The organism is Paraconexibacter antarcticus, assembly GCF_024220175.1.
GTDB lineage: Bacteria > Actinomycetota > Thermoleophilia > Solirubrobacterales > Solirubrobacteraceae > Paraconexibacter > Paraconexibacter antarcticus.
This window is the reverse complement of sequence record NZ_CP098502.1, coordinates 4,681,175-4,703,540: the sequence shown is the minus strand read 5'-3', so window position 1 is coordinate 4,703,540 and position 22,366 is coordinate 4,681,175. Positions and strand designations below refer to the sequence as shown.

Here is a 22,366-nt window from a genome sequence, read left to right as displayed (position 1 = left end):
AGGCCGCGGCCGCGTCCTGTGATTCTGCCGTCAGCGCGTGAGGTTCACGCCACGCGGGAGCGTGTACGTGGGGGACGTCGTGTGGCTCCGCGTCGTCCGGCGCACGACGGTGCTCATGCGATAGACCGCCGCGGTCGCGTCGTCCGGCGCGTCGACCGTCACCTTGAAGGTGCCGTCCGCGGCGGGCCGGAAGCGCTTGACGACCTCGCTGCGCCGGCAGGACAGGCGGCGGGTGAGCGTGATGTTCGCCCGCGGGCTGGCGAGCGGGAGGATGACGCGGCCGGCGATCGTCACCCTGCCGCCGCGCGCGCTCACCGCGGAGACGACCATGCGCCGGGCGAGTTTGAGATCGAGCGACTTCTCGCGGCCGATGGCGGCCTGGTAGCGGGCCCGGTTCGTGCCGCGGATCCTCGCCGGCGGCAGCGGGGCGGTCGCGCTGAAGCTGCCGTCCGTCGCGACCTTCGCGGTCGCGACGGTCCGTCCGGTCGCGGCGAGGCGGAGGGCGACGGTGCGCCCGGCGAGCTTGCGATCGGCGGCGCCGAGGAGCTTCACGCGCCTGCCCTTCTGCAGGACGTCGACGAGGACGAGGCGCCGGCTCGTGCACGCGAGCGCGAGGTCGGCCGCGCTCTCGGGGACGGCGGGCTCGACGGGCGCGGCGGCGGCGGGGACCGTGCAGTCGACGCCGCTCGCGCTGACCGTCGCCTCGCCGAGGACGACGTCGACGATCCGCTGTCCGGCGACGGAGACCTGCAGGTGCGGGCCCTGCTGGACGAGGCGGCCGGTCGCGGAGGTGCTCTGGCTGCTCGGCGTGAGCTTCACCTCGGCGACCGCGACGGGCAGCGGGACGTCCGGGAGGGCCACGACGAGCGGCTTGAGGACGACGGTCTGGATCGTCGAGAGCAGCGGGCTGAGCAGGCTCGTCAGAGCGGCGGGGAGGCCGGTCGGCAGCGGGATCTCCGTGACGTCGAGCGAGCTGAGGATCGCCTTGCCCGTGTCGAGGTCGAGCGTCTGGTCGACGATCGCCTCGGTCGGCAACTGCTGACCGAGGACGGTGATGTCCGCGGTCTGGGCGAGGCCGAAGGTCCGCGCCCGGCCGCCGCTGCAGTTCGCGCCGGCGTAGGCGGTCGCCGCCCCGACGGAGAAGAGGTCGACGTTCGGCAGCTGCCCGTTCGGCAGGATGCCGTCGATCGCGGCGGTGAGGTCGAAGGTGAGGTTCGCCGGAAGACCCGGGATGAGCGCGAGCACGAGCGGGCTGATCCCGAGCGCGCTCGTCACGGTGCCGAGGGGCACCGTGATCGACTGCAGGTTCGCCGGGATCGTCGCGGTCGGCAGCGCGATCGGGAGCGTCGGCAGCGCCTTGACGGTGAGGCTGCCGAGGCCGCCCTGGGCGAGCACGGCCTGCTTGTCGTTCGCGGTCCCCGCCGGCGTGACGTACGTGCTCGCGCCGAGGACGCTCGCGTTGAGCGGCAGGGCCGAGAGGGCCGCGCCCGCGGCGGCGCCGCCGGCGCTCTGGCTCGTGCAGACGGTGCCGGTGCGGTTCGCGGTGACCGGCTCGAGGGCCGGCGCGCCGAGGACCGAGCCCCGCAGCGCGCTCGCGTCGCACTGGAACGCGGCCGAGGCGCCGGCGGGTGCGGCGAGCGCGACGAGGCCGGCGCCGAGCGCGACGGGCAGCAGGGCCGTGCGGACGCGCCGGCGGAGACGGAGGAGGGGGGTGGACGGCATGGCGGGGGGGACGACAGGAGGGCTATCGGCAGACGCGGCGCGTCGCTTGAGCGTTCCTGCGGCGCGTTGACGCAGTTCCGGTGCGAGCGGACACCGCCGACGTGAGACATCCCGCCCGTCCAGGGCGTACTCTCAGGTTCCTACGGTGAGCACGGTCGGGGACATCCCAGGGACGGGTCAGATCGCGGACGACCCCCACGCCGGGGCGCCGCAGATGACGACCGGCTGGCGGCGCTGGCTGCTGCGCGGCTTCGTCATCGCGATGCTCGTCGCCGGGGCCGCCGTCGTCACCGCCGCCGCCGTGACGATCGCCGGTGACCAGGGCGCCACCGCCGGCGGGCGCAAGGCGGTCGGGGGCGTCCTCATGCCCGACGACGCGCACTTCCGCGACATCGCCGGCCAGCTGCTGGCCCGCCCGACCCCGGAGCGGCTCGCCGGCATGACGATCGTCGGCGCGAGCGGCACGGTCGCCGTCCAGCGCCACCGCCCCGGGTCGCCGTCCTTCCTCTCGTCCTATCTGAACCCGAACGCCCTGTCGGTCATCGCCCGGGCGATCGCGGCCCGCGGCGACCCGCCCGTGACCGTCGACGAGCTGCGCCTCGAGGTCCTCCGCGCGACCGGCCGCCAGCGCTGGCGGCTGCACGGCAGCCAGGGCGGCGCCCTCTGGCGGGCGACGATCAACCCGAACGGGACCGACCTGCGCATCGTCACCGCGCCGCCGCCCGCGGCGAGCTGACGCCGGCGCGCCCGGCGCTCAGACGAAGCGCCCGTCCTCCTGGATCACGACGCCGTCGGCGGTCAGGCGGCCGCCGCCGCGCAGGTCGCAGATCATGTCCCAGTGCACCGCGGACTCGTTCCGGCCGCCCGTCTCGGGGTAGGAGCGGCCGAGGGCGACGTGGACGGTCCCGCCGATCTTCTCGTCGAAGAGGATCGCGCCGATCGGGCGGGTGATGCCGAAGTTCGTGCCGATGCCGACCTCGCCGACGCGGCGCGCGCCCTCGTCGGTCTGCAGGACCTGCTGCAGGTAGTCGTCGCCGACCTCCGCCTGGGCGTGGACGACGACGCCATCCTTGAACTCGAGCTCGACGCCCTGCACGTCGACCCCCGACGGCGAGGACGGGATCGTGTAGCGGATGCGGCCGTTCGCGCTCGTCTCGAGCGGGCCGGTGAAGACCTCGCCGGAGGGCATGTTGCGCCTGCCGTCCGAGTTCACCCACGTCCGCTTGCGGACGTCGAGCCGCAGGTCCGTCCCCGGCGCCTCGATCCGCAGCTCGCGGGCGCCCTTGAGCCGCTCGATGAGGTCCGCCTGGAAGCGGCCGAGCTCGCCCCACGCCGCCTGGGCACCCGCCGGCCGGTCGAGGAACTGGGCGGCGGACACGAAGCGCTCGAACTCCTCGAGCGACATGCCGGCGTGGGCGGCACCCGCGGGCGTCGGCCACAGGGTCGAGCACCAGCGCTTCTTCATCGTCCACTCGCGCAGCGGGCGGCGGGCGATCTGGGCGCGGGCGAGGCGCCGCGGGTCCACCCCGGCGAGGGCGTGGACGTCGTCCGGCGCCTGGATGCCGAGCTGGGCGTGGCACTTCTTCGCCTCGGCGAGCGTGACGTCGGGGAACTCGTCGAGCATCCAGTCCTGGGCGTGCTCGTAGTAGCCGCGCGTCTGGCCGGGCAGCTCGACGCGGAGGATCGGCCACGCGCTGCGCTGCAGCACGGCGCGCTGCAGCTCGAGCAGGAGCGGCGCGGCGAGCGTCGTCGAGCGGATGAGGACGGACTGGCCGTGCTGGACGTCGAGGCAGTACCCGGCGAGGAGGTCGGCCATCGCCGCCGGGTCCGGCGTCGGCGGCAGCACGTCGTGGGGGAGCTCGGCCTCGGTCGTCACGCCGCCGCCCAGCCGGCCTTCAGCGCGCCCACCGCGCCGTCGACGTCGCCGCCGAGCCGCGCGCCGAGGGCGCGGACGAGGCGTTCCTGCGGCTCGAGGCGGGCGCCCTCGCCCATGACCCCGATGCGCCAGGTGCGGCCGGCGAGCGGCCCGAGGCCGCCGGAGATCTCGATGCCGTCCTCGGTGAGCAGGGGGCCGCGGACCTTCGCGTCCTCGACCCCGTCGAGCAGCCGCACCGCGAGCAGCGGGTGGAGCTGCTCGCCCTCGGGCGCGAGGCGCTCGAGCCCGAGGACCGCGAGCGCGTCGCGGAGCGCGTCGTGAGCCACGGCGTGGCGGTTCCAGCGGGCCTCCAGCCCCTCCTCGGCGACGATCGCGAGCGCCTCGGCGAGCGCGTAGACGAGGTTGATCGGCGCGGTGTGGTGGTAGGCCCGGGGCGCACCGTCCTCCTTGAGCCAGTAGCCGAGGACGAGCGAGAGGTCGAAGTACCACGACGGCACGCGGCCGTCCTTCACCCGTCCGAGCGCACGCTCGCCGACCGTCAGCGGCGCGAGGCCGGGCGGGGCGTTGAGGCACTTCTGCGTCCCGCTGAAGGCGGCGTCGACCCCGGAGGCGTCGAGGTCGAGCGGGTGGCCCGCGAGCGAGGTGACGCAGTCGACGAGCAGCAGCGCGTCCTTGTCGCGGCAGGCGTCCGCGAGCCCGTCGAGCGGCTGCGCGACCCCGGTCGAGGTCTCGCCGTGGACGACGAACATCGCCGCGAACGGCTCGGCGGCGGCCTCGAGCAGTCGCTCGGTCGGGATCGCGCGGCCCCACTCGGCCTCGACGCGGACGACCTCGGCGCCGTGCCGCGTGAGCTCGTCGGCCATCCGCTCCCCGAACAGGCCGTGCACCCCGCAGATGACGCGGTCGCCGGGGCGGACGAGGTTCGCGACCATCGCCTCCATGCCCGCGCTGCCGGTCCCGCTCACGGGGATAGCGACGGCGTTCTTCGTGCGGAAGGTCGCGCGCAGGCCGGCGGCGACGTCGTCCATGAGCGCGCCGAACGCGGGGTCGAGGTGGCCGATGGTCGGCTGGGCCAGCGCCTCGAGGATCCGCCGCGGGACCGGCGAGGGCCCGGAGCCGAGCAGCAGCCGGTCGGGGACCGAGATCGTGGCGCGGGTGGTCGCGGTGCTCATGGGGCAGGGCTCCTCGGGGCGGGTTCAGGGACGGCGGTGGGGACCGCGACGGCGGCGCTCACGGCGCCTCGACGTCGGGCAGGTGGACGGCGAGGTGCGCGCGGAGGGCGTCGCGGATCGCGGATCGCTCGGCGGGGGTGGCGACCCGGAGCCGCTGCAGCAGCGCCTTCTGGCCGGTCGTCGGGACGCCCGCGACGGCCCAGCCGACGACGAGCCGCTCGTAGAGGAACTCGACCGCCCGGTGCCAGGCGTCCTCACGGGCGGCGGACGGGGAGGAGCGCTCGCCCCGGCGCACGGCGGCGTACTCGGTGCGCGTGCCGGGGCTCATCGCGGTCTTCAGCGTCAGGACGCCGAGGTCGCCGGTGAGCTCGGCGTCCACCGTCGGGCCGGGGACGCCCGCGTCGGTCGCCCCGACGTCGAGGTCGAGGTCGAGGTCCAGGCCGAGGTCGGCGAACGAGGACGGCCCGCCCGGCGCGGCCGGGGAGCCGCCCGCCTTCCCGCGGCGCCGGGCGCGCTTGCCCACCGGCTAGACCGCCTGCGCGGCGCGCCGGAGCTGGCCGGCGACGTCGCCGGTGACCGGCTCGGCGTGGCCCGGCCAGGCGACCGACGGGCCGATGTCCGCGAGCTTGAGGATCGACTGGCGCGCCTGCTCGGTGTCGAGGTTGAAGGCGGCGTGGGGGACGCGGGCCGTGGGTGGGTGGGTTCGACGTCCCGTGGTCGGGTCGATCGTGTAGAAGCAGTCGCTCGTCAGCGCGACGCCGTCGGACTCGCGGTACAGCGCGATGAGGCCGTCCGCATGGCCGGGCAGGTGGACGACGCGGAAGCCCGCGACGTCGTCGCCCTCCTGCACGGTGCCGGTGACCGGGGTGGGGCCGCCGTCCCAGTGGTGCAGCAGCGCCGGGTAGACCGCCCGGCCGAGCGCGTGGAGCCGGTCGAGGTGGAAGCCCGCGAACCCGCCGTCCCCCTCGGTGATCGCCACGTCGGCCGGGTGGCAGTGGACGGGGGCGCCGAGCCCGGGTGCGGCGCCGCGGTGGTCCTGGTGGCCGTGGCCGAGGACGACGCGCGTGAGGCCGCCGAGCGCGCGGGCCGCCTCGGCGATCCCGTGCGTCATCGCCTTGATCCCGGCGTCGAAGGCAAGCACGCCGTCCCCGTCCCGCACGAGGTACACGTTCATCGTCTTCATCGGGAAGCCGCCGCGGACGATCCACACGCCGTCGGCGACCTGCTCGGGGGCGGCGGTCTGCGCGGCGGCGACCCGCCGGCCCATCTTCGTCTTCGCGTTGAAGGCGGCGAGCATGCGGGTGTCGGCCTTGGACCCGGCGGGCGGAAGGACCCCGAGCTGGCGGGCGAAGGTCATGCCGTCGCTGAAGGCGTTGTTCTCGACGATGAGGCCGTCGCGGACGGTGAGCTCGTCGATGCCCTCGATGTCGACCGACGCCCCGGTCGCCACGAGGCCGGCGAGGTCGGCGCCCGTGAACGTGCCGGTCGCGCGCCAGCGGACGACGGCCCGGTCCTTGCCCGACGTCGTCGAGAGGACGGCGAACGTGAAGTCCGGGATCGCCGCGAACAGCTCGGTGAAGTACGCGCGGACCCCCTCGGGGGCGGTCGTGTCGACCTGGCCGCGGATGTGCTCGCGGCCTCCTGGGGCCCAGCAGGCGACCATCGCGTCGACGTCACGGGCGGTGACGGCGGCGAAGTACGCCTTGGCGACAGCGGCGGGGGTGGCGGCCATGGCGCCCATCGTATCCCGGCGCCGCCGCGCCGCCCGCCGCAGGCGCCGCGCCCCCGCGCGAGGTCCCCGCGCTCATAGACTCCGAGGCCGATGACTGCCCCCGCCCACAAGCGCGAGGTCGGCCGGGGTGAGCGCGTGCTCCCCGGCGTCTGGCGCCTCCGCCTCCCGCTGCCCTGGCCCGGCGTCCCCCACTGCAACGCGTGGGCCGTCGCGCGCGGCGACGGGATCGTCCTCTTCGACACCGGCATGCACGGCCCGGGCTCCATGGCCCAGCTCGAGCGGGCGCTGAAGCAGGTCAACCTCCGCCTCGAGCACGTGCGGCTGCTCGTCGTCACCCACGCGCACTCCGACCACTACGGCCAGGCGGCGACGATCGTCGAGCGGGCGGGCTGCGAGCTGTGGATGAGCCCGCACCACCAGCACCAGACCCAGTTCGGGTCAGACCAGGAGGCCGCGCTGTCGCGGCGCATCGAGATCGCGCGCCAGTCCGGGGTGCCGGCCGAGCCGCTCGCCGCCTACGAGGAGGCGGCGAAGGACCGCGAGACGGGCGTGGCCGGGATCGTGCTGCCCGACCGCGAGCTCGTCGACGGCGTGCGCATCGAGACCGACCTCGGGGTGCTCGACGTCGTGGAGACGCCGGGCCACGCGCCGTCGCACGTCTGCCTGCACCAGCCCGAGCGACGGCTGCTCATCAGCGGCGACCACCTCCTCGGCCGCGTGAGCATCTACTTCGAGCACGGCTGGTCGCCCGACCCCGTCGGCGAGTTCCTCGCCTCGCTCGACAAGGTCGAGGCGCTCGACGTCCGCCTCTGCCTCTCCGGGCACGGCCGCACCTTCACCGACGTGGAGGCCCACATCGACGCGAACCGCAGGCTCGTCGCCGAGCAGGTCGAGCGCCACCACCGCCAGCTGCAGGACGGGCCGCTGACGGCCTTCGAGATGGTCGCGCGGGTGCACGACGAGGCGATCAACCTCTCGAACGCGAGCTGGTGGATGGCCGAGACGCGCTGCTACCTCGAGCACCTCGAGGCGCTCGGCCGCGCCACCCGGGCGGTGGACGACGAGGACGTCACCCGCTGGACGGCGGCCTGACGCGCCGTCGGCCCGCCGAACCTTGACACGATCGTGTTAGGGTTTGCCGGCGATGCGCATCGACGAGATCCTGGCCCGGAGCGACGATCCGCTCTTCTCCTTCGAGTTCTTCCCGCCCAAGACGCCGGAGGGCGAGGAGAACCTGCAGCGCGCCCTGCGCGAGCTCGAGCCGCTCGCGCCCGACTACGTCTCCGTGACCTACGGGGCCGGCGGCACCACCCGCGAGCGGACGATCGACATCGTCAAGGGCCTCAAGCGCGACTTCGGCATCGAGGCGATGGCGCACTTCACCTGCGTCAACGCGACGACCGACGAGCTGCGGGCGACGCTCGACCAGATGCGCGACGCGGGCATCGAGAACGTCCTCGCCCTGCGCGGGGACCCGCCGGCCGGCCAGGAGCGGTGGACGAAGACCGACGGCGGCCTCGAGTACTCGCGCGAGCTCGTCGAGCTGCTGCGCGCCGAGTACCCCGAGTTCGTCATCGGCGGCGCGGCCTTCCCCGAGACGCACATCCACGCGACCTCGCCCGAGGACGACATCCGCTTCCTGAAGGCGAAGGTCGACGCGGGCATGAAGTTCCTCATCACCCAGATCTTCTTCGACAACGCGCACTACTTCGACTTCGTGGACCGCGCGCGGGCGGCCGGGGTCGACGTGCCGATCATCCCGGGCGTCATGCCGATCACGAACATCGACGGCGTCAAGCGGATGACGCAGCTGTCGGCGGCCTCGCTCCCGCCCGGGCTCGAGCGCGAGCTCGAGGCGCGCCGGGGCGATCCGGAGGCGGTCGCGGAGTTCGGCGTGAGCTACGCGACGCTGCAGTGCGCCGAGCTCCTCGCCGGCGGCGCCCCCGGCATCCACTTCATCACGCTCAACCGCTCGCCGGCGACGCGGGCGATCCTGAGCGCGCTGCGGCTGCACGCGCCGTGGCGCGCCGCCGTCAGAGCTAGGGCTGGCCGGGGCCAGGCTGCGACCCGGGCTCCGGGGCGCGCGGCCCCGCCTACTCCTCGACGGCGCTGATCGTCAGGCCCTCGGCGAGGGTCGGACGGCCGGCGACCTCGTAGCGGATGTCGATCGAGTCGTTCTGACGGTAGGTCCCGACGCCCCAGGCGCCGAGGAACCAGCGCCAGCCGGAGATCCGGTCCTTCCGCAGGACCTGGGGGAAGACGAGCGTCCGGCCGTCGACCTCGTAGTCCGTGCCCGGGGTCTGCAGCACGCCGTTGAGGAAGACCTGGAACGGGCCGTCCACCTGAGGCGGCAGCGGGACGAGCGAGCGCGGCACGATGCGCGATCCTACCCGGGAGGCCGGTCGTCGCCGCTCCGCCCTCCGGAGGATCGCCGCCGCGGCGCGTACTAGCCTCGTCCCGTGCCCGCCGCACCCCTCATCGCCTACCGCGTGCGCCGCTCCCCCCGGGCGCGGCGGGTCCGCGTGCTCGTCCATCCGGACGCGAGCGTCGAGGTCGTCCTCCCCGCCCGCGCCCGCGAGCAGGACGCCGCCGCCGCGATGGCGGAGCTGCGCCCGTGGGTCGAGCGCCGGGTCGCCGAGGCGCGCGCGCTCGCGGCGCGCACCGCGCCGCCGGCCGGGACCGTCCCGTACCTCGGCGTCCTGCTCGCGCTCGCGCCGGAGCCCGGCCGCACGCGGGTCCGGCGCGAGGCCGCCGTCCTCCGGGTCCCGCCGGGCGATCCGCGGCCGGCGCTCGAGACGTGGTTCCGGCGCCAGGCGCGCCTCGAGATCACGCCGCGCCTGGACGCCGCCACCGCCGCGCTCGGCCGTCCGTACACCGGCCTGAGCATCCGCAACCAGCGCACCCGCTGGGGCTCGTGCTCGTCGTCGGGGGCGCTGAGCTTCAACTGGCGGCTGCTGCTCGCCCCGCCCGCTGTCCTGGACTACGTCGTCTGGCACGAGGCCTGCCACCTCGTCCACCTCGACCACTCGGCCCGCTTCTGGGGCCTCGTCGCGCACCATTGCCCCGGGTACCGCGAGCCGCAGCGCTGGCTCACGCGCAACGGCGCGGGGCTGCAGCTCCCGCCCCCGCCCTCGCCCCCGCCTGACCGCCGAGACCCGATAACCGCCCAACTGGGGGACAGCGGACGGGTTTCGGCGCCGTCAGGGGGCCTCGAGGACGCGGGCGAGGGCCGAGTACGCGTCCTCGCCCCGCTGCCGCTCGACGACGCTGCGACGCCAGCGGCCGGTCCACGCCTCGGCCGAGCCGTCGCCGCGCACGTCGACGCCGGCGGCGAGCCCGCCCGGGCCACGCAGCTCGCCCCGGGCCGCGACCTGCGCCGCCGCGCTGATCTCCCGGCCGAAGAACGCGGTGTCCTCACGCGTGGCGCCGAGGTCGGAGAGGCGCTCGCGCAGCGCGAGCAGCGCGCTGAGCACGTCGGCGTGCTCGGCGTGCTCGACCTTCGGGCCGATGCGGATCGTGCTGCGGACCTTCCGGCGGGACGCCACGACGCGGCAGGCTAACGCGCGCCGCCGCGCCGGGTCGGGTCCGCGGCGGTGTCAGGGCGCGCCGCCGGGGGCAGACCGATCCAGGGTCCATGGGCATCGACCACCTCGTCACCTCGATCATCGCCGGCTGGGGCGCCCTCGGCGTCTTCGTCCTCATGGTCCCCGAGAGCGCGGGCATCGTCGTGCCGAGCGAGGTCGTCCTCCTGCTCGCCGGCGTCACCGCCGGCCGCGGCCAGATGGACCTCGTGACCGCGATGGCCGCCGGGACCGCCGGCAACGTCGTCGGCTCGTGGGTCCTCTACGCGGTCGGCGCCCGCACGGCGGATCGCCCGCCGCCGTCCGGCTCGCACGCCGCGCGTGCGCTCGAGCGCTGCGACGCGCTGCTCGCCCGCCACGGCGCCTCGCGCGCCGTCTTCCTTGCGCGCCTCATGCCGCTCGCGCGCTCGTTCGTCTCGCTCCCCGCGGGGCGGGTGCGGATGCCGCTCGTCCGCTTCACGCTCCTGACGACCGCCGGCTGTGCGCTGTGGGCGATCGCCTTCGTCGGCGCCGGCGCGCTCGCCGGGGACTCGTGGAGTCGCGTCGGCGCCGGCGTCCGCGACGTCACCGCGGCCGCGCTCCTCGCCGCCGCCGCCGTGTGGCTCGTGCGCCGCCGGCGGCGTGCGGCCACCCCGGCCTGAGCACCGCCCCCGGCGGATCGGCCCGTCGACGAGGACGGGCCGATCGCGGCGAGGTCGTGCGGGTGGCCCTGCGGCTAGCTCCGCTTGGCGATCGGCACGTAGGAGAGCTCGCGCTCGCCCGTGTAGATCTGCCGCGGGCGGGCGATCTTCTGCTCCTTGTCCTGCACCATCTCGAGCCACTGGGAGATCCAGCCGCTCGTGCGCGGGATGGCGAACATCACCGGGAACATCTCGACCGGCAGGCCGAGTGCCTCGTAGATGAGGCCCGAGTAGAAGTCGACGTTCGGGTAGAGCTTGCGCGAGATGAAGTACTCGTCCTCGAGCGCGATCTTCTCGAGCTCGACCGCGATCGCGAGCAGCGGGTTGACCCCGGTGACCTCGAAGACGTCGTCGCAGGCCTTCTTGATGATCGTCGCGCGCGGGTCGAAGTTCTTGTAGACCCGGTGCCCGAAGCCCATCAGGCGCTCACTGCCGTCCTTCACGCCCTCGATGAAGGCGGGGATGTTCTCGACCTTCTCGATCCGGCGCAGCATCCGCAGCACGGCCTCGTTCGCGCCGCCGTGGAGCGGGCCGTAGAGGGCGGCGATGCCGGCGGCGACCGCCGAGTACGGGTCGACCTGCGAGGACCCGACCGCGCGTACCGCGCTCGTCGAGCAGTTCTGCTCGTGATCAGCGTGGAGGATGAAGAGGATGTCCAGGGCCCGGGCCAGGCGCGGGTCGGCCTGGTACTTCAGCTCCGTCATCTTGTAGATCATCCCGAGGAAGTTCTCGGGGTAGGTCAGGTCGTTGTCGGGGTAGACGTACGGCTGCCCGCGGGTGTGGCGGAAGGCGAACGCGGCGAGCGTCGGCATCTTCGCGATCAGGCGGATGGTCTGGATGTCGCGGTTGGCCTCGTCCTGGATCTCGTTCGCGTCCGGGTAGAACGTCGAGAGGGCCCCGACGCCGCCGAGCAGCATGCCCATCGGGTGCGCGTCGTGGCGGAAGCCGCCCATGAAGTCCTTGACGTTCTCGTGCACGAACGTGTGCATCGTGATCGCCTCGGTCCACGTGTCGAGCTCGGCCTGGGTCGGGAGCTTGCCGTGGACGAGGAGGTAGGCGACCTCGACGTACGTCGAATGCTCCGCGAGTTGCTCGATGGGGTAGCCGCGGTACTCGAGGATGCCCGCGTCGCCGTCGATGAAGGTGACGGCCGAGCGACACGCCGCGGTGTTCGTGAACGCCGGGTCGTAGGTCATCAGCCCGAAGTCCTCTTCGGACACCTTCATCTGCCGGAAGTCCATCGCACGGACCGTGCCATCAGTGATCGGGACCTCGTAGGTCTCTCCGGTCCGGTTGTCGGTCACGGTCAGGGTGTCGCCCATGCTCTTCTGTCTCCTGTGCAGACTGGGGTGTGTCGTTCGCGGCAACCCTAGCGTTCTCGGGCGGGCGTGCCGCGCTTGTGTGCGCAGGGTGGCGGGTGGGCGCGCAGACGCCGGCGTTCAGCCGAGCGGCCGGGCGCGCACCGCGGTGTGGGGGATCCCCTTCACGCGGGTGACGATGCGCTCGCGTCCGCGGGCGCTGCCCAGCGACCGCCACGCGGTGTGGAGTGGCGGCTTCGGGTGCGCCTCGCCGAGCGGGAGGAAGTAGATGCCGGTGCGGTCGATGATCTCGAACCCGGCCGAGCGGACCATGCGGCGGAAGCCCGCCGCGTTCGGCTGCCACCACCAGGACTCGTCGAGCCCCTCGAGCCGGGCGACCGCCGTGCGCGGGTGCGTGAGCGACGGGATGAGCTCGATCGACTCGGCGAAGACGGCCTCGCCGCCGCAGACGCCGCGGACGCGGTCGAGCGCGAGGACCGGGTCGCGGAGGTGCAGCAGGAGCGACCCGAGGAAGACGAAGTCGAACGTCCCGTGGACGGCGGGGTCGAGGTCGTAGACGGAGCAGTCGAGGCGCTTGACGGACGAGCCGAGCGTCTCCTTCGCGAACGCGAACGAGGCGGCGCCGGACTTGAACTCGCGCAGGTAGCCGAGGCGCGCCTGGCCGGCGGGCCCGAACGTCGACTGCGGCGGCCAGTCCCAGCGGGTCGGGTCCTCGATGTCGATCGCGGTGACCGACGCGGCGCCCCGGCGCTCCATCTCGAAGGCCCAGAAGCCGTCCCACGTCCCGACGTCGAGGCAGCGCTTGCCGGTGAGGTCCGCGGGCAGGGGGACCTTCGCGACGGTCGGCCGCGTGTCGAAGAAGCCGGGGGTCACGACGCCGGGGGCGAGCTCGAGCGAGTGGTACCAGCTCAGCTCGCGCGCGCGGGCGTCGAGGTCGGTGGTGGACAGCGTGGGCTGGGTCATCGTGGTCTCTCGGGAGGTCATCTAGCGGCGGTCCCAGCGGTCCTTCAGGTCCCGGCCGAAGCGCTGGGCGCGGCGGGCGGTCCTCGACATCTTCACGCGTTCGGCGACGGGGTTCTGCGAGCGGGGCAGGTCGGCGACGGCCGCGGCGTCGATCGTCAGCTCGACGGCGCGCTCGTAGATGCGGTGGACCTCGGGGGCGTCGACGAAGCGGGTGCCGTCCGGGGTGTCCACGTCGATGCCGTCGAAGATGTTCTCGCGAACGGCGATCGACACGCGGCGCACCTTGCCGACGACGACGCCGTCGGCGCTGCGCACGGGGGTGCCCCGCTTGAGCGCGTGGTAGGCGATCGCGTGCCCGTCGTCGTCCGTCACGACGGGAAAGGAAAGCAGGCGGCGGGCTGGCGCGGCGCCGGGGGGCTACTTCGCGGTCGCGAGGACCGTGACCATCGCGGCGATCGTCAGCAGGACGCTGATCGCCATGACGCCGCGGGCGGCGCCCTCGGACTTCGGGAAGTCCGGCGCGGTCATGCCGATCGCGCCGAGGATGACCGCCCACGCCGTGAGCGCGCCGCCGCCGATGTAGAACGCCGTCTTGTCGGGCTCGACGTGCTCGGCGGCGATGGTGAGGAACGCGTGCAGCATGGCGACGACCCTAGTGCCCGCGGCGGGCGGAGGGCAAGCCCGCGCGGGTAGGCCGGGTTCAGCGAGCCGGGCCGCCCTCGTACCGGGACTCGGTGGCCTCGACCTGGCCGTGGTAGTGGCTTCCGAGGTCCGGATGGCCGTAGGGGCGCTCCGCCGGGGCGTCGAGCGTCATGAACGAGAGCTGGGCGATCGGCTTGCCGGGCCACAGGATGATCGGGACGCGGGTGAGGTTCGTGATCTCGAGCGTCAGCGTGCCCTTGAAGCCCGGGTCGACGAAGCCGGCCGTCGCGTGGACGATGAGGCCGAGGCGGCCGAGGGAGGACTTGCCCTCGATGCGCGCGACGATGTCGTCCGGGATCTCGACGTACTCCTCGGTGCGCCCGAGGACGAACTCGCCCGGGTGGATGACGAACGACTCGCCGTCGGCGAGCTCGACGTGCTCGGTGAGGTTCGTCGGCGGATCCGCGAGGTCGATCGCCGGGACGCGGAAGTTGTGGAAGACGCGGAAGGACGGCCCGAGGTTCAGGTCGACGCTCGCGGGCTGGACCATCGAGGGGTCCCACGGCTCGATCGAGATCCGGCCCTCGTCGACGAGGCGGCGGATCGTGCCGTCGGACAGGACGGAGGTCGGCATGGGGCGGGAGTCTGCCACGAAATCCCGGCGGCACGGACCGCCCGCCCCCGCCGGGCGGGCGACGCGGCCGTCGCTCCCGGCCGCGACCGGGCGACGGCCGGTGTACGGCTACGGCTGCTTGCTGCGGCTCGGCGAGCGCAGGGGGCTGCGCGAGCGGGCCGGGGCGGGCGCCGGCGGGGTGCCGGGGTGCGGGCCGCGACGGGCGGGGCGCGGCTTCGGTCCGCGAGGGTGGGCCGGCTTGCCGATGCCGCCGTCGTCGTCGCCCTCCTGGCGGTCGGTGACCGCCTCCTCGTCGACGTTGTGGATGGCCCACCAGACGATCCAGCCGAGCAGCAGGATGGGGATCTTCAGGAAGACCATGAGGTAGACGAAGGTCCAGTCCACACGAGGACCCTACTCCGGTCGACCGGAGCCTGCACGCCTATTTGGCCGCGATCGCACGGCCGCCGGGGACCCGCCAGGCGCGCGCGCGGGGGACCCGCTAGGCGCGGGCGGCGCGGGCCCTGGCCCGGGCCGCGCGGACCCGTGCGGCACGTGCGTGAGCGGCACGAACGCGTGCGGCACGTGCGCGGGCCGCCTTCGCCCGGGTGGCCGCGGCGCGGCGCTGCCTCGCCCGCGACGAGGCGGAGCGCGCCGTCCTCCTCGACCTCGCCTTCGCGCTGGCCTTCGTCTTCTTCTTCGCCTTCGCCGCCGCGGGCCGGGCGACCGGGGCCGGCGCCGGGACGGCGGCCGGCGACCCCGAGGCCGCGACCGGACCGCCGAGCGCGGCACCGATGTCGAGGGCGCCGGTGGCGACGGGCAGGCCGGTGCGGCGGGTGTTCGCGAGCAGCGTGCCGGCGAGCGCGTTGGCGTCCGCCTGCGGGTTGGCGGCCAGGAGGAGCGCCGCCGAGCCCGCGACCATCGGCGCCGCCATCGACGTGCCGGTGCGGTACTCGTAGCCGCCGCCGAGCGCGGTCGAGAAGATGTCCTCGCCCGGCGCGGCGATGTCGACGCCGGCGCCGAAGTCGCTGATCGAGCTGAGGAGCGAGTCCTCGCGGGTCGCGGCGACGCCGAGGACGTTCGGCTCCGGGTACGAGGCCGGGTAGGAGGGCGTGAGCCCGAGGTCCTGGTGGTCGTTCCCGGCGGCGACGACGACGAGCACGCCCGCCTGCTGCGCGTCGACGATCGCGGCCTCGAGCCCGGCGCTGCGGCCCGCGCCGGCGAGGGAGAGGTTGATGATGCGGGCCCCGTGGTGGATCGCGTACTCGATGCCGTCGGCGACCGTCCCGGTGTTGCCTGCGGCGTTTGCGTCGAGGGCCTTGACGGCCATGAGCTTCACGTGCCAGGCGATGCCCGCGGCGCCGATGCCGTTGCCGCCGGCCGCGCCGATGATGCCGGCGACGTGGGTGCCGTGCCCGTTGTCGTCCTGCGGGTTGCCGTCGTGGTTCACGAGGTCGACGCCGTGGACGTCGTCGACGTAGCCGTCGTGGTCGTCGTCGATGCCGTTGCCGGGGATCTCGCCCGGGTTCGTCCAGAGGTTCGGCGCGAGGTCGGGGTGCGTCTGGTCGATGCCCGTGTCGATGATCGCGACCGTCACGTCGCCGCCGGTCGTGTGGTCCCACGCCGTGCGCACACCCATCGGCCCGTCCCCCGCGAGGTGCCACGCTTCGCCGTCCCGGGGGTCGGGGCCGGAGACGGCACGCAGCGCGTGCGTGGGCGCGGCGGCCGGGCGGGACGCGAGCCCGTCGGTGCCGACACGGGGCACGGCGGCCTCGGCGGCGGGCACGGCGAAGATGAGGCTCGCCAGCAGGGCAGCGGCAAGCGTCCGGGGTCGGGGGTGCAACGGGGTGGCCTCCTTGGCGATTCGTCAGGCGGTCGTCCCTCGCCGCACCCCGTTGATCGGCCTGCCTCGCCCTGCCCGCGAGCAGGCTGGCCGAGTGGCCTAGCAGGAACATCAAGTAGTGGGGATACCTCTCTGGGTCCTTCGTGGAGTACCGTTGATCCATGACTGCGAAGCAGCCGCTCATGGATGCGCCCGACACCGGGGCCGACCGCGTCCGCCGCATCGACGCGCGCCGCAACCTCGAGGCCATCATCGACGCGGCCATTCCGCTTCTCACCGAGCGCCCGCGGGCGTCGATGCAGCAGATCGCCGCCGCCGCCGGGCTCCATCGCGCGACCGTCCATCGCCACTTCCCGAGCCGTGACGACCTGCTCGACGAGCTGCGCCGCCGCGCCTTCGTCGCGTCCATCGAGGGCGTTCGCGAGACCCTGTCGTCGCCGTCGGACTCGCCGGGCGACGCGCTCGAGCGGGCGACCGCCGCGATGATCGCCGTCGGCGACCGCTACCGCCTGTACCGCTTCACGACGTGGCGCAACCCGGAGAGCGAGGCCAGCGTCAGCGAGCTCTTCACGCTCCTGAACGGGCTCCTCGTCGAGGCGCAGGCCGCGGGCGACGTCCGCACCGACCTGCCGCTCGAGCAGATCGGCGCCGCCCTCGGCGGCCTCGTCTGGGCGATGCTGCCGCCCGTGGGCGACGGCACCCTCACGGCCGAGCAGGCCGCCCGCACCGTGCGGACGCTGCTCGCCGCCCCGCAGGCCTGACCCCCGCGGCGGCGCCAGGCCGCCGTCCGCCGTGATCTGCGGCGGCGGAGTGCGCGAAGGTACCTGCATGCCCACCACCACCACCATGAAGCGCACCGTCGCCGCCATCGGCGTCGCCGCGCTCCTCGCCCCCGCCGGCTACATCGCCGCCGCGGACGCCTCCACCACCGCCACCATCAAGCTCAAGGGCGTGCAGTTCACGCCCCGCAGCGTCACCGTCAAGAAGGGCAACGCCGTCAAGTTCGTCTGGGCCGGCGGCACCCACAACCTCGTCGGGCCGGGCGTGCGTGTCGGCGCGAAGAGCTCCGGCTCGCGTGTCGTGACCTTCAGGAAGAAGGGCACCTTCAAGTTCGTCTGCCAGCTGCACGCGAACATGACGACGAAGGTCATCGTCAAGTAGGACGCGCTGCGGCCGCCGGCCGCAGCCGCTGGAACGACGAAGGGCCCCGGGACGATCGTCCCGGGGCCCTTCGTCGTTCCGGGCGCCGTGTGCGGCGCGGGCAGTGCCTACTTCACGATGATGGTGCCCTTCATGGCCGCGACGTTCGGGTGGACGAGGCAGTGGTACCGGTAGGTGCCGGGCTTCCTGAAGGTGACCTTGTAGGTGCCGTTCATCTTCTGCGGGGAGCTCTTGAAGCGCTTGGAGCCGGTCGAGGTGACGGTGTGGGCGACGATCTGGTCGTCGAACGACCACTTAACCGTCGTGCCCCGGCGGATCGTGAGCTTCCTCGGCTTGTAGGCGATGTCGACGATGTGGACGGTCTTCGTCGACGCGGCCCGCGCGCTGACGGCGGACGCCGCGCTGGGGATCGCGACGGCGGCGGCGGAGGCCGCGAGGACGGCGAGGCCGGCCGCGCGCTTCGTGGTGGTGGTCATGCGGATGTCTTCGCTCGCGGCGCCGCCACCGGATCACCCCGGTGGCGCCGGATCACGCCGGCGGCGCCGGATCGTCCCCGGCGGCGCCGGATCACGCCGGCGGCGGCCCGGTCGCCCCCGGGAACGACGAAGGCCCCGGGGGATGTCCGGGGCCTTCGCGGGTGCTGCGGTCCGGCGGGCGCATCTCGGCGCCCGCCGAAGATGACTACTTCTTCTTCTGGTACGTCCCGACCGTCTTGATGACGGCGTCGAGGGACTTCGCGGCCTTCGGGACCGTCGGGGCGACGGCGACCTTGCCGGACGCGCCGGTGAAGAAGCCGAGGTGCGAGCCCTCGTTGGCGCCGATCGCCGCAGCGGTCGAGCGCAGCTCGGGGGTCGAGAGGACACCGGCGGCGAGGACGTACGCGCCGACGAACGCGGTCTCGAGGGCGACGGCGAAGTTGACGACGTCCTTCGCGCTCTTGAACTTCGGGTACTTGTACTTGTAGTCGGAGGCCTTCGGCGGGGTCGCGCCGTTGTCCTTCAGCAGCTGCGCGAGCGCGTTGTAGTGGCCCTGCTCCTGCTTGCGAGCGGTCTTCAGGTAGGTCAGCGCGCCGCCCTTGAAGAGCTTGGAGTTGATGGCGACGGTGTACGTGTTGACGGCGAGCAGCTCGGCAGCCGCAGCGGCGGTCGCGATCTGGCCGTCGAGGTCGGTCACGGCCGCGTTCGCGGAGCTCGTGATCGTGGCGAGGATGGTGCCGCCGGAGGCGAGGGCGATGCCGGAGACGCCGGCGCGACGCAGGAACTGCGCGCGGTTGGTGCCATCGGTGCTGTCGACATCGCGGAAGACTTCGGTGATCAAGGGGGTGACCCTCCAGTTCGTGGAACCCAGGCCGATCCCGGGCTGCCGTCTGGTCCGCTTGTTCGCGGGCTCCGGCGGTCTGGGTCACACAGATGGCGCGTCAGGAGTCGCACACGGGTTTCGGACGCGCCTGGGCCCGGAGCACCCGCGTCGCACCCGCCGCTTGACGCCGCCCGCCCCCAGCCGCGAGGGTCGGCCCATGAGCGCCATCCCGACGACGGCCGGTCCGCGTGAGCTTGACGACTTCGGCCGCATCCTCGTCCACGAGCACCTGCTCACCGCGCACGAGGGCATCCGCTTCCAGTGGCCGCACCTCGTCGACGCCCGCGCCGAGCTCGACGCCGCCGTCGCGCAGGTGCGCGCCGCACAGGCCCAGGGCGTGGAGCTCATCTGCGACCCGGCCGTCCTCGACCTCGCGCGGGACGTGCGGCTGAACATCGCGGTGACCGAGGCGACCGGCCTGCCGCTCGTCATGGCGACCGGGATCTACGGACAGCACTACACGTTCCTCCCGCACTACTTCCAGACCCGCGAGGTCTCGGCGATGGTCGACTGCTTCGTCCACGACCTCGAGGTCGGCATCCAGGGGACGGACGTGCGTGCCGGCTTCCTGAAGTGCGCCGCCGACGAGCCCGGGTTCACCGACGACGTCGAGAAGGTCCACCGCGCCGTCGCCCAGGCCTCGCTGCGCACCGGCGCGCCGATCATGGCCCACTCGCACCCCGCGACGAGGACCGGCCTGCGGTCGCTCGAGATCTTCGTCGAGGAGGGCGTCGACCCGGCGAAGGTCATGATCGCCCACACGGGCGACACCGACGACCTGGACTACATCGAGGCGCTGCTCGCGGGCGGCGCGACGATCGGGATGGATCGCTTCGGCCTCGACCTCTTCTTCCCGGAGGACCGCCGCGTGGCGGCGCTCATCGAGCTCTGCGCGCGCGGTCACGCGGGCCGCATGTGCCTCGGCCAGGACCACTGCGCGACGATCGACTGGTTCCCCGCCGACGTCGTGAAGCAGCTCGCGCCGGACTGGAGCTTCACGCACATCTTCGAGCGCGTGATCCCGCGGCTGCTCAACGGGGGCGTCACGCAGGAGCAGGTCGACGAGATGCTCGGCGCGAGCGTGCGCCGCTGGCTCGGCGCCTAGCGGGAGCCGCTGGCTCGGGGCCTGGCGGGAGCCACGCGCCGCGCCCAGGGCGCCCGCCATCGCCGGCGTGCGGTGTCGTGGGGGATATCCCCCCACAAGGCCGCACGCCGAGCCGGAGGGCTGCGCGCTACCCCCGCAGCGCGACCGCGTCGCCGCTCAGCGCGGTCATGCGCTCGAGGTCGGCGATGCGCTCGTCGATCTCGGGGCCGGTGAGGCGCTCGACGCGCTCGGTCCCGAACTCCTCGACGTTGAAGGACGCGAGCGCGGTGCCGTACGCCATCGCGCGCACGAGGACGTCGTGGGTGACCTCGCCGCCCGCGGCGGCGATCGAGCCGACGAAGCCGCCAGCGAACGTGTCGCCCGCGCCGGTCGGGTCGGCGACCGCGGCGAGGGGATAGGCCGGGAGGGCGAACGTGCCGTCGGCGGTGTAGAGCTGCGCGCCGTACTTGCCCTGCTTGGCGACGACGGCCTTCAGGCCCCAGCCCAGGATCTCGTTCGCGGCGGCGAGCGTCGTCGGCGCGCCCGTGAGCATCTCGAGCTCCTCGTCGTTGAGGATGAGGCAGTCGACCGCCTTGATCGTCCGCTCGAGCGACTCGCGGGCGATGTTGATCCACAGGTCCATCGAGTCCAGGGCGGTGAAGCGCGCGCTCCGGCACTGCTGCAGCACGCCGTACTGCAGGTCGGGCTGGATGTTCGCGAGGAAGAGGACGTCGCAGGCCTGGGCACCGGCCGAGAGCTTCGGGTCGAAGTGCTCGAAGACGTTGAGGTCGGTCTCGAGCGTCTCGCGCGAGTTGAGGTTGCTCGAATAGACGCCCTTCCAGAAGAACGTCTTGCCGCCGGCGACGTGCTCGACGTCGTCGGTGTTGACGCCGCGGGTGCGGAGGGTGGCCCACGAGGCCTCGTCGAAGTCGTCGCCGACCGGCCCGACGACCCGCACCTCATCGAAGAACGAGGCGGCCAGCGCGAAGTGCGTGGCGGCGCCGCCGAGCATGCGCTCGCGCTCGCCCGCGGGGGTCTTGACGCCGTCGTAGGCGATGGATCCGACAACCGTGAGGCTCATAAGGCGCGTGAGGCTATCGGCGCGCGCAGGGGGATGCGTGCAGGAGGCGGGTGGGCGGTGGCGCGCCGGACCCCTATCCTGTGTCTGAATGACATCATTCGCTGATCTCGGGTTGTCCGAGACCACGCTCGCAGCGCTGCAGTCCGTCGGCTACGAGCAGCCCAGCCCCATCCAGGAGCAGTCCATCCCCCACATGCTGCAGGGGAAGGACATCATCGGCCAGGCCCAGACGGGGTCCGGCAAGACCGCCGCCTTCGGGCTCCCGATCGTCGAGTACGTCGATCCGAGCATCCAGGAGGTGCAGGCGCTCGTCCTCACGCCCACGCGCGAGCTCTGCATCCAGGTGACGCAGGCGATCCGCTCGTACGCCACGACGAAGGGCATCGACGTCGTCGCGGTCTTCGGCGGCGCGCCGATCCGCACGCAGCAGGCGCAGCTCAAGGCGGGCGGCCACATCGTCGTCGGGACCGTCGGCCGCGTGAAGGACCTCATCTCCCGGCACTCGCTCGTCCTCCACGACTGCCGCTTCGTCGTCCTCGACGAGGCCGACGAGATGCTCGACCTCGGCTTCCTCGAGGACGTCGAGAAGATCCTCTCGCTCACGCCGAACTCCCGGCAGACCGCGCTGTTCAGCGCGACGATGCCGCCGCCGATCGCGAAGCTCGCGGACAACTACCTCTACGACCCCGTGCTCGTGAAGGTCAAGTCGGCGACGCTCACGGTCGACACCGTCGAGCAGTTCCGCCTCGAGGTGAAGACGGCCGACAAGCCGCAGGCGCTCGTCGACGTCCTCAAGGCCGAGCGCCCCGACCAGGCGATCGTCTTCGTCCGGACGAAGATCCGCTGCGACCAGCTCGGCCGCACGCTGAAGGACAAGGGCCTGAACGTGAAGGTCCTCCACGGCGACCTCTCGCAGGGCACCCGCGACGGCGTGATGCTGAGCTTCAAGGGCGGCCGCGTCCCGATCCTCGTCGCGACCGACGTCGCCGCCCGCGGCCTCGACATCTCGACGGTCACGCACGTCGTGAACTTCGACGTGCCGATCAGCCCCGACGTCTACGTCCACCGCATCGGCCGCACCGGCCGCGTCGGTCGTCAGGGCCGCGCCGTGACGTTCGTCGAGCCCAAGCAGCAGCGCGAGCTGCAGGCGATCGAGGAGCACATCTCCACCGAGCTCACCGAGTGGGCGCCGGGCGCGACGACGAAGGCCGCCAAGGTCGTCGAGGAGCCCAAGCGGCACACGAAGCCGCAGATCACCCGCAGCGCCGACGAGCCCTACCAGCGGCTCATCGCCGGGGTCGGCAGCGCGCAGGGGGTCGAGGTCGCCGACGTCATCGCCGCGGTGACGAAGGCGAGCGGGCTCGAGGGTGAGGCCGTCCGCGACGTGAAGGTCCTCAGCCAGTTCACGCTCCTCAGCGTCCCCGCCGGCGACGCCGCGCGCGTCGTCGAGGAGGTCGACGGTGTCGACGCGAACGGCGTGAAGCTCCACCTCGCCCTCGCCGGGAGCTGACCGCGCGGGCCGCGTCAGCGGCCCGACC

25 protein-coding genes are annotated in these 22,366 nt (G+C 73.5%); 9 read left to right on the top strand and 16 right to left on the bottom strand.

The features are described from left to right. Nucleotides 1-30 precede the first annotated feature (30 nt). Nucleotides 31-1,722, bottom strand: a complete 1,692-nt coding sequence (locus tag NBH00_RS23065) for a hypothetical protein (RefSeq protein WP_254570919.1) — start codon at nt 1,720-1,722, stop codon at nt 31-33. A gap of 145 nt (nt 1,723-1,867) precedes the next feature. Between NBH00_RS23065 and NBH00_RS23060 the strand changes: the two genes are divergently transcribed. Then, nucleotides 1,868-2,458, top strand: coding sequence for a hypothetical protein (locus tag NBH00_RS23060; protein WP_254570918.1), 591 nt, complete (start codon nt 1,868-1,870; stop codon nt 2,456-2,458). A gap of 18 nt (nt 2,459-2,476) precedes the next feature. On the opposite strand, the gene NBH00_RS23055 is transcribed toward NBH00_RS23060, so the two are convergent. The 4 genes from NBH00_RS23055 to NBH00_RS23040 are packed head-to-tail and all read right to left on the bottom strand — an operon-like array spanning nt 2,477 to nt 6,502. Then, nucleotides 2,477-3,538 (bottom strand): aminopeptidase, encoded by a 1,062-nt coding sequence (locus NBH00_RS23055; RefSeq protein ID WP_367401356.1) that lies wholly within the window; start codon nt 3,536-3,538, stop codon nt 2,477-2,479. Between the two features lie 56 nt (nt 3,539-3,594). Next, entirely contained in the window at nt 3,595-4,770 is a 1,176-nt protein-coding gene (locus NBH00_RS23050; protein WP_254570916.1) for a pyridoxal-phosphate-dependent aminotransferase family protein, read from the bottom strand. A gap of 58 nt (nt 4,771-4,828) precedes the next feature. Further along, nucleotides 4,829-5,293 (bottom strand): hypothetical protein, encoded by a 465-nt coding sequence (locus NBH00_RS23045; protein ID WP_254570915.1) that lies wholly within the window; start codon nt 5,291-5,293, stop codon nt 4,829-4,831. Nucleotides 5,294-5,296: 3 nt separating this feature from the next. After that, nucleotides 5,297-6,502: an ester cyclase gene (locus NBH00_RS23040; protein ID WP_254570914.1), complete on the bottom strand. Its 1,206-nt coding sequence runs from the start codon at nt 6,500-6,502 to the stop codon at nt 5,297-5,299. Between the two features lie 90 nt (nt 6,503-6,592). On the opposite strand from NBH00_RS23040, the gene NBH00_RS23035 reads away from it, so the two are divergent. Next, nucleotides 6,593-7,594 carry an MBL fold metallo-hydrolase gene (locus NBH00_RS23035; protein ID WP_254570913.1) on the top strand — a complete coding sequence of 334 codons (1,002 nt, stop codon included), beginning with the start codon at nt 6,593-6,595 and terminating at the stop codon, nt 7,592-7,594. A 52-nt stretch (nt 7,595-7,646) separates the two neighbouring features. Continuing rightward, the gene (metF, locus tag NBH00_RS23030) at nt 7,647-8,615 is read left to right on the top strand and encodes a methylenetetrahydrofolate reductase [NAD(P)H] (RefSeq protein ID WP_254570912.1); all 969 of its coding nucleotides are present in this window, start codon (nt 7,647-7,649) and stop codon (nt 8,613-8,615) included. On the opposite strand, the gene NBH00_RS23025 is transcribed toward metF, so the two are convergent. Next, entirely contained in the window at nt 8,596-8,877 is a 282-nt protein-coding gene (locus NBH00_RS23025; RefSeq protein WP_254570911.1) for a hypothetical protein, read from the bottom strand. The two genes, metF and NBH00_RS23025, sit on opposite strands and share 20 nt — an antisense overlap. An 84-nt stretch (nt 8,878-8,961) precedes the next feature. Here NBH00_RS23025 and NBH00_RS23020 point away from each other — a divergent pair, with 84 nt between their 5' ends. Then, nucleotides 8,962-10,062, top strand: a complete 1,101-nt coding sequence (locus NBH00_RS23020) for a M48 family metallopeptidase (RefSeq protein WP_254570910.1) — start codon at nt 8,962-8,964, stop codon at nt 10,060-10,062. 74 nt (nt 10,063-10,136) lie between these two features. Then, complete coding sequence (locus tag NBH00_RS23015; protein WP_254570909.1) at nt 10,137-10,724, top strand: DedA family protein; 588 nt, start codon at nt 10,137-10,139, stop codon at nt 10,722-10,724. Between the two features lie 74 nt (nt 10,725-10,798). Here NBH00_RS23015 and NBH00_RS23010 read toward each other — a convergent pair whose 3' ends face one another. The 7 genes from NBH00_RS23010 to NBH00_RS22980 all read right to left on the bottom strand — a co-directional run bounded on the left by NBH00_RS23010 (nt 10,799) and on the right by NBH00_RS22980 (nt 16,143). After that, nucleotides 10,799-12,085, bottom strand: coding sequence for a citrate synthase (locus NBH00_RS23010; protein ID WP_254570908.1), 1,287 nt, complete (start codon nt 12,083-12,085; stop codon nt 10,799-10,801). Nucleotides 12,086-12,202: 117 nt separating this feature from the next. Continuing rightward, on the bottom strand, nt 12,203-13,066 hold the full coding sequence (locus tag NBH00_RS23005; protein WP_254570907.1) for a class I SAM-dependent methyltransferase: 864 nt from the start codon (nt 13,064-13,066) through the stop codon (nt 12,203-12,205). Beyond that, on the bottom strand, nt 13,067-13,417 hold the full coding sequence (locus NBH00_RS23000) for a hypothetical protein (RefSeq protein WP_254570906.1): 351 nt from the start codon (nt 13,415-13,417) through the stop codon (nt 13,067-13,069). A 45-nt stretch (nt 13,418-13,462) separates the two neighbouring features. Beyond that, nucleotides 13,463-13,687 carry a hypothetical protein gene (locus tag NBH00_RS22995; RefSeq protein ID WP_254570905.1) on the bottom strand — a complete coding sequence of 75 codons (225 nt, stop codon included), beginning with the start codon at nt 13,685-13,687 and terminating at the stop codon, nt 13,463-13,465. Between the two features lie 58 nt (nt 13,688-13,745). Then, nucleotides 13,746-14,321 (bottom strand): dCTP deaminase, encoded by a 576-nt coding sequence (gene dcd / locus NBH00_RS22990; protein WP_254570904.1) that lies wholly within the window; start codon nt 14,319-14,321, stop codon nt 13,746-13,748. A gap of 108 nt (nt 14,322-14,429) precedes the next feature. Next, nucleotides 14,430-14,705 carry a hypothetical protein gene (locus NBH00_RS22985; protein ID WP_254570903.1) on the bottom strand — a complete coding sequence of 92 codons (276 nt, stop codon included), beginning with the start codon at nt 14,703-14,705 and terminating at the stop codon, nt 14,430-14,432. Between the two features lie 97 nt (nt 14,706-14,802). After that, complete coding sequence (locus NBH00_RS22980; protein WP_254570902.1) at nt 14,803-16,143, bottom strand: S8 family serine peptidase; 1,341 nt, start codon at nt 16,141-16,143, stop codon at nt 14,803-14,805. Between the two features lie 161 nt (nt 16,144-16,304). Between NBH00_RS22980 and NBH00_RS22975 the strand changes: the two genes are divergently transcribed. Both NBH00_RS22975 and NBH00_RS22970 read left to right on the top strand, forming a co-directional pair. Beyond that, entirely contained in the window at nt 16,305-16,904 is a 600-nt protein-coding gene (locus tag NBH00_RS22975; protein WP_254570901.1) for a TetR/AcrR family transcriptional regulator, read from the top strand. Nucleotides 16,905-16,971: 67 nt separating this feature from the next. Further along, entirely contained in the window at nt 16,972-17,304 is a 333-nt protein-coding gene (locus NBH00_RS22970; RefSeq protein ID WP_254570900.1) for a cupredoxin domain-containing protein, read from the top strand. Nucleotides 17,305-17,411: 107 nt separating this feature from the next. Here NBH00_RS22970 and NBH00_RS22965 read toward each other — a convergent pair whose 3' ends face one another. Together NBH00_RS22965 and NBH00_RS22960 are read right to left on the bottom strand one after the other, a co-directional pair. Continuing rightward, nucleotides 17,412-17,780, bottom strand: coding sequence for a cupredoxin domain-containing protein (locus NBH00_RS22965; protein ID WP_254570899.1), 369 nt, complete (start codon nt 17,778-17,780; stop codon nt 17,412-17,414). Between the two features lie 205 nt (nt 17,781-17,985). Next, complete coding sequence (locus NBH00_RS22960; protein WP_254570898.1) at nt 17,986-18,621, bottom strand: ferritin-like domain-containing protein; 636 nt, start codon at nt 18,619-18,621, stop codon at nt 17,986-17,988. Nucleotides 18,622-18,820: 199 nt separating this feature from the next. Between NBH00_RS22960 and NBH00_RS22955 the strand changes: the two genes are divergently transcribed. Then, nucleotides 18,821-19,768: a phosphotriesterase family protein gene (locus NBH00_RS22955; protein WP_254570897.1), complete on the top strand. Its 948-nt coding sequence runs from the start codon at nt 18,821-18,823 to the stop codon at nt 19,766-19,768. Nucleotides 19,769-19,895: 127 nt separating this feature from the next. Here NBH00_RS22955 and NBH00_RS22950 read toward each other — a convergent pair whose 3' ends face one another. Next, nucleotides 19,896-20,828, bottom strand: coding sequence for a PfkB family carbohydrate kinase (locus tag NBH00_RS22950; protein ID WP_254570896.1), 933 nt, complete (start codon nt 20,826-20,828; stop codon nt 19,896-19,898). A gap of 112 nt (nt 20,829-20,940) precedes the next feature. Here NBH00_RS22950 and NBH00_RS22945 point away from each other — a divergent pair, with 112 nt between their 5' ends. Further along, nucleotides 20,941-22,338 carry a DEAD/DEAH box helicase gene (locus NBH00_RS22945; protein ID WP_254570895.1) on the top strand — a complete coding sequence of 466 codons (1,398 nt, stop codon included), beginning with the start codon at nt 20,941-20,943 and terminating at the stop codon, nt 22,336-22,338. Nucleotides 22,339-22,366: the final 28 nt, after the last annotated feature.

Excerpts from the sequence above, each read along its gene's own strand:
- metF (WP_254570912.1), top strand. The coding sequence starts at position 7,647 with ATGCGCATCGACGAGATCCTGGCCCGGAGCGACGATCCGCTCTTCTCC.
- NBH00_RS23065 (WP_254570919.1), bottom strand. The coding sequence starts at position 1,722 with ATGCCGTCCACCCCCCTCCTCCGTCTCCGCCGGCGCGTCCGCACGGCC.
- NBH00_RS23035 (WP_254570913.1), top strand. The coding sequence starts at position 6,593 with ATGACTGCCCCCGCCCACAAGCGCGAGGTCGGCCGGGGTGAGCGCGTG.
- NBH00_RS22995 (WP_254570905.1), bottom strand. The coding sequence starts at position 13,687 with ATGCTGCACGCGTTCCTCACCATCGCCGCCGAGCACGTCGAGCCCGAC.
- NBH00_RS23005 (WP_254570907.1), bottom strand. The coding sequence starts at position 13,066 with ATGACCTCCCGAGAGACCACGATGACCCAGCCCACGCTGTCCACCACC.
- NBH00_RS22955 (WP_254570897.1), top strand. The coding sequence starts at position 18,821 with ATGAGCGCCATCCCGACGACGGCCGGTCCGCGTGAGCTTGACGACTTC.
- NBH00_RS22975 (WP_254570901.1), top strand. The coding sequence starts at position 16,305 with ATGACTGCGAAGCAGCCGCTCATGGATGCGCCCGACACCGGGGCCGAC.
- NBH00_RS23050 (WP_254570916.1), bottom strand. The coding sequence starts at position 4,770 with ATGAGCACCGCGACCACCCGCGCCACGATCTCGGTCCCCGACCGGCTG.
- NBH00_RS22950 (WP_254570896.1), bottom strand. The coding sequence starts at position 20,828 with ATGAGCCTCACGGTTGTCGGATCCATCGCCTACGACGGCGTCAAGACC.
- NBH00_RS23055 (WP_367401356.1), bottom strand. The coding sequence starts at position 3,538 with ATGGCCGACCTCCTCGCCGGGTACTGCCTCGACGTCCAGCACGGCCAG.
- dcd (WP_254570904.1), bottom strand. The coding sequence starts at position 14,321 with ATGCCGACCTCCGTCCTGTCCGACGGCACGATCCGCCGCCTCGTCGAC.
- NBH00_RS23010 (WP_254570908.1), bottom strand. The coding sequence starts at position 12,085 with ATGGGCGACACCCTGACCGTGACCGACAACCGGACCGGAGAGACCTAC.
- NBH00_RS22965 (WP_254570899.1), bottom strand. The coding sequence starts at position 17,780 with ATGACCACCACCACGAAGCGCGCGGCCGGCCTCGCCGTCCTCGCGGCC.
- NBH00_RS22970 (WP_254570900.1), top strand. The coding sequence starts at position 16,972 with ATGCCCACCACCACCACCATGAAGCGCACCGTCGCCGCCATCGGCGTC.
- NBH00_RS23040 (WP_254570914.1), bottom strand. The coding sequence starts at position 6,502 with ATGGCCGCCACCCCCGCCGCTGTCGCCAAGGCGTACTTCGCCGCCGTC.
- NBH00_RS23015 (WP_254570909.1), top strand. The coding sequence starts at position 10,137 with ATGGGCATCGACCACCTCGTCACCTCGATCATCGCCGGCTGGGGCGCC.